At 29.3% G+C, this 3397-nt stretch carries 3 protein-coding genes; all 3 read right to left on the bottom strand.

What is annotated here, in order from left to right; translation table 11 throughout:
* The coding region (locus E6A48_RS07935; RefSeq protein WP_219709514.1) for a tetratricopeptide repeat protein at window positions 1-205 on the bottom strand (205 nt) is incomplete at its 3' end.
* A 354-nt stretch (window positions 206-559) separates the two neighbouring features.
* Window positions 560-1750, bottom strand: coding sequence for a M24 family metallopeptidase (locus E6A48_RS07930; protein WP_219709512.1), 1191 nt, complete (start codon window positions 1748-1750; stop codon window positions 560-562).
* 25 nt (window positions 1751-1775) lie between these two features.
* Window positions 1776-3329: an AbgT family transporter gene (locus tag E6A48_RS07925; RefSeq protein ID WP_219709510.1), complete on the bottom strand. Its 1554-nt coding sequence runs from the start codon at window positions 3327-3329 to the stop codon at window positions 1776-1778.
* Between the last annotated feature and the right edge of the window lie 68 nt (window positions 3330-3397).

Below are 3397 nucleotides of genomic sequence, written 5' to 3'. Positions count from 1 at the left end.
CTTTAATAGCTTCTTCATATTCACCTAAATCAGCTTTAACACTTCCTCTGTTATAATAAGCAACACTATAATTAGGATCTAACTCTATAGACTTATTATAATATACTATGGCTTCTTTACATTTTCCTTCAAGAGAAAAAATATTTGCTTTATCAAAATAATATTTTGAGTCCCTACTAGAATCATTATCATTAACAACTGACATAAAAATTTCCTAATATAAATTTATTGAAATCATTATAGTATAGAAAAAAATTTAATACCATAATAATTAGCATAAAATATTACGCACGTTGAAAAATGCATTTGTTTATTAGTAAGATTATAATTATTATTAAGCTATGTTTATAAATATTTCTAACCGTGCGTTGAGTGAGCCAAATACTTAAATAGCACATGGTGCGGGCGTTAGAATTAATATTGAAGCAATAAATATTATAAAGTTTGTATATTTAATTTAAACAGAAAATATAATAGGGCGGGATTTAGAATAAATTAAAAAAAACAATAAAAAAGGCTCAAGCATAAAAACTCAAGCCTCTTTTATAAAAATTATTTTTTAGTCAATATAATGTGGAGCGGCATCAGTAATAATTTCGCATCCATCTTTAGTAACAACAATCATATCTTCTATGTTGTATCCTCCTATACCTTCTATATAGCAAGGAGATTCTATACATAAAACCATATTTTCTTCTATCACTCTAGTTTCATTTTTAGATACAAAGGGAGCTTCAGCAGTTTGAGGACCCATACTAATGCTATGTCCCATATGTCCTCTTTCATAACCAGGATATTTTTTTTTAACATATTCAAAACCTATATTAAATATCTTAGAAAAAGGAACATTTGGTTTTATATTTTCTATCATTAATGTTCTTGATTCATATAATGTGTCTTTTAATTTAAAAAGCTCTTTATCAGCATTAGGCATCACCCAAGCTCTAGACATATCAGTAGTATAAAAATCCCATTCAGCATTAACTCCGCCATCAAATTTTATTATATCAGTATCTTTTACTACAGTGTTTCCTGATATTGCTAAAGCAGATGCATTTTTGCCTGTTAAAAAAGCAGACCATGTGCTTGGCACACATATTTTACTTTCCATAACATTAAGTCTGTAAATATCCATAAGCTCTTTTTCTGTAATACCAGGCTTAGCAAATTTACTTGTATGAAGCATAGCTAAAGCACCAACATTTGCTATTTTTTTTATAATGTCAATTTCTTCTTTTGTTTTTACAGACCTTGCTTTTATAAATAAAGGACTTGAATTTTTTATTATTATATTTGGAAGCTTTTCTTTTAATAAGTTAAAATAATTAATACTTATAAAATCCAATTCCAAGCCTATAGTTTTATTTTCAAGTCCATACTCTTTTATTAAATTAATTAAAATATCAAGCGAACCAGAAAAACTTTTGAAGTTTTTTGCTCCAAGTGAACCCTCACTGCTTGTAAGTTTATCAAAAGTTTTAACTCCAACCCAAGTATCATATTGAACAACTTTGCAATTGTCCACTCTATCTTCTAAAGCCTTTTTTTCAAAGTCCATACATATAGCTACAGTTTGAATATTATCATCACTATTTACAAGTGCCATAGATACAGCAGGCATTCTTGAAACTGCATGCTGATGTGATGCTGTTCCTGTAACATAATGAAAGTTTTCTGGAGAAGATACTATTAAAGCATCAATATTCTCTTCTCTCATAATCTTTTTTATATTTTTTTCTCTTGATTTCATTTATCAATCCTATTTCAATATTTAATTACATTCCATAATGTATAGGAGCATTTATACCAACAGGAAGACCTATTAACATCCATATTACTAAAAGAATAATCCAAGCTATTAAAAATGCTATAGAATAAGGAAGCATCATAGTAATAACAGTTCCTACACCGCTCTCTTTATTATATTTTTTTACGAATGCCACTATTAAAGGGAAGAAAGGCATTAGAGGAGCAATTATGTTTGTAGTGGAATCTCCTATTCTGTATGCTACTTGAGTAAGCTCTGGAGATAAACCAAGCTGCATAAACATAGGAACAAATATAGGAGCCATTATAGCCCATTTAGCAGAGTCTACAGCTATAAATATATTGATAAATGCTGTTACTATAATAAATGAAACTATTAAAGGAATTCCAACAAAACCTATTGATTTCAAGAAATTAGCACCAGTTACAGAAAGTATTATTCCAACATTTGAATAATTAAAATAATCAACAAACTGAGCAGCAAAAAATAACAACACTAAAAATCCAGATATAGTAGATATAGTTTTTACCATTAAAGCTACAACCTCTTTATCAGATTTTACAGTACCAGCACCTATACCATAAAATAATCCAGGTATTAAAAAAGCAAACATCATCATTATTATTATACCACTCATGAAAGGAGATTGAAGTATTCCTCCAGTTTCAGGGTTTCTCAATATACCATTTTTTGGAAGTACTAATGCAAGAATAATAGCTACGTAAATTATGAATGATATTATAGCAAATAGCATTCCTCTTTTTTCATTAGCTTCAATATCAGCAACAACAGAATCTTCATCAGGCTGATATTTTCCAAGTCTAGGCTCTATGATTTTATCAGTAACTATTGTGCCTATTATAGTGATGAGAAAAGTAGACACAAACATAAAATACCAGTTGCCTGTAGGCTGTACAGTATAAGAAGGGTCTAATAATCTAGCAGCCTCCGTAGAAAGTCCTGCAAATAAAGGGTCATTAGAACCTATTATCAAATTAGCATTCCAACCACCAGAAACACCAGCAAAAGCAGCAGCAAGCCCTGCAACAGGGTGTCTTCCAAAACTCATGAATATTATAGCACCAAGCGGAACTAAAACTACATATCCTGTAGAAGAAGCTATATTTGACATTATTCCTAAAAATACTACTGAAGCTGTAACTAATTGTTTAGGAGTTACTTTTACAAGCTTTCTTAGTACTGCTGACATAAATCCTGTACCATCTGCTACTCCCACACCAAGCATTATAGCAAATACTACTCCTAGAGGAAAGAAGCTAGTAAAATTGCTTATAGCAGAAGTGTAAATATGTCTTATTCCTTCAGGTGTTAAAAGGCTTACTGCTTTAACTGTTTTTGTAATATACGAACTAGTTGCAGAATCAAAAACTTCGTATTCTACAAAAATTCCTAATTTAAAACATATATGAGATATAAATAGCATTAGCAATGCAAATACTATAAATAATGTAGTAGGGTCTGGAAGAGAATTACCAACTTTCTCTATTTTGTCTAGAACTTTTAAAATTTTTCCTTCTTTTTTAATTTTTTCTGTTGCCATAGAAAAGTCCTTTTTTATTATATTTTTATTTATTATTATTTATTTTATTTTATTTTTTATTTTTTATT

This window comes from Brachyspira pilosicoli (assembly GCF_019402445.1).
Taxonomy (GTDB): domain Bacteria; phylum Spirochaetota; class Brachyspiria; order Brachyspirales; family Brachyspiraceae; genus Brachyspira; species Brachyspira pilosicoli_B.
The sequence above is the reverse complement of the archived record's forward strand: the minus strand, read 5'-3'. Positions and strand labels throughout refer to the sequence as shown.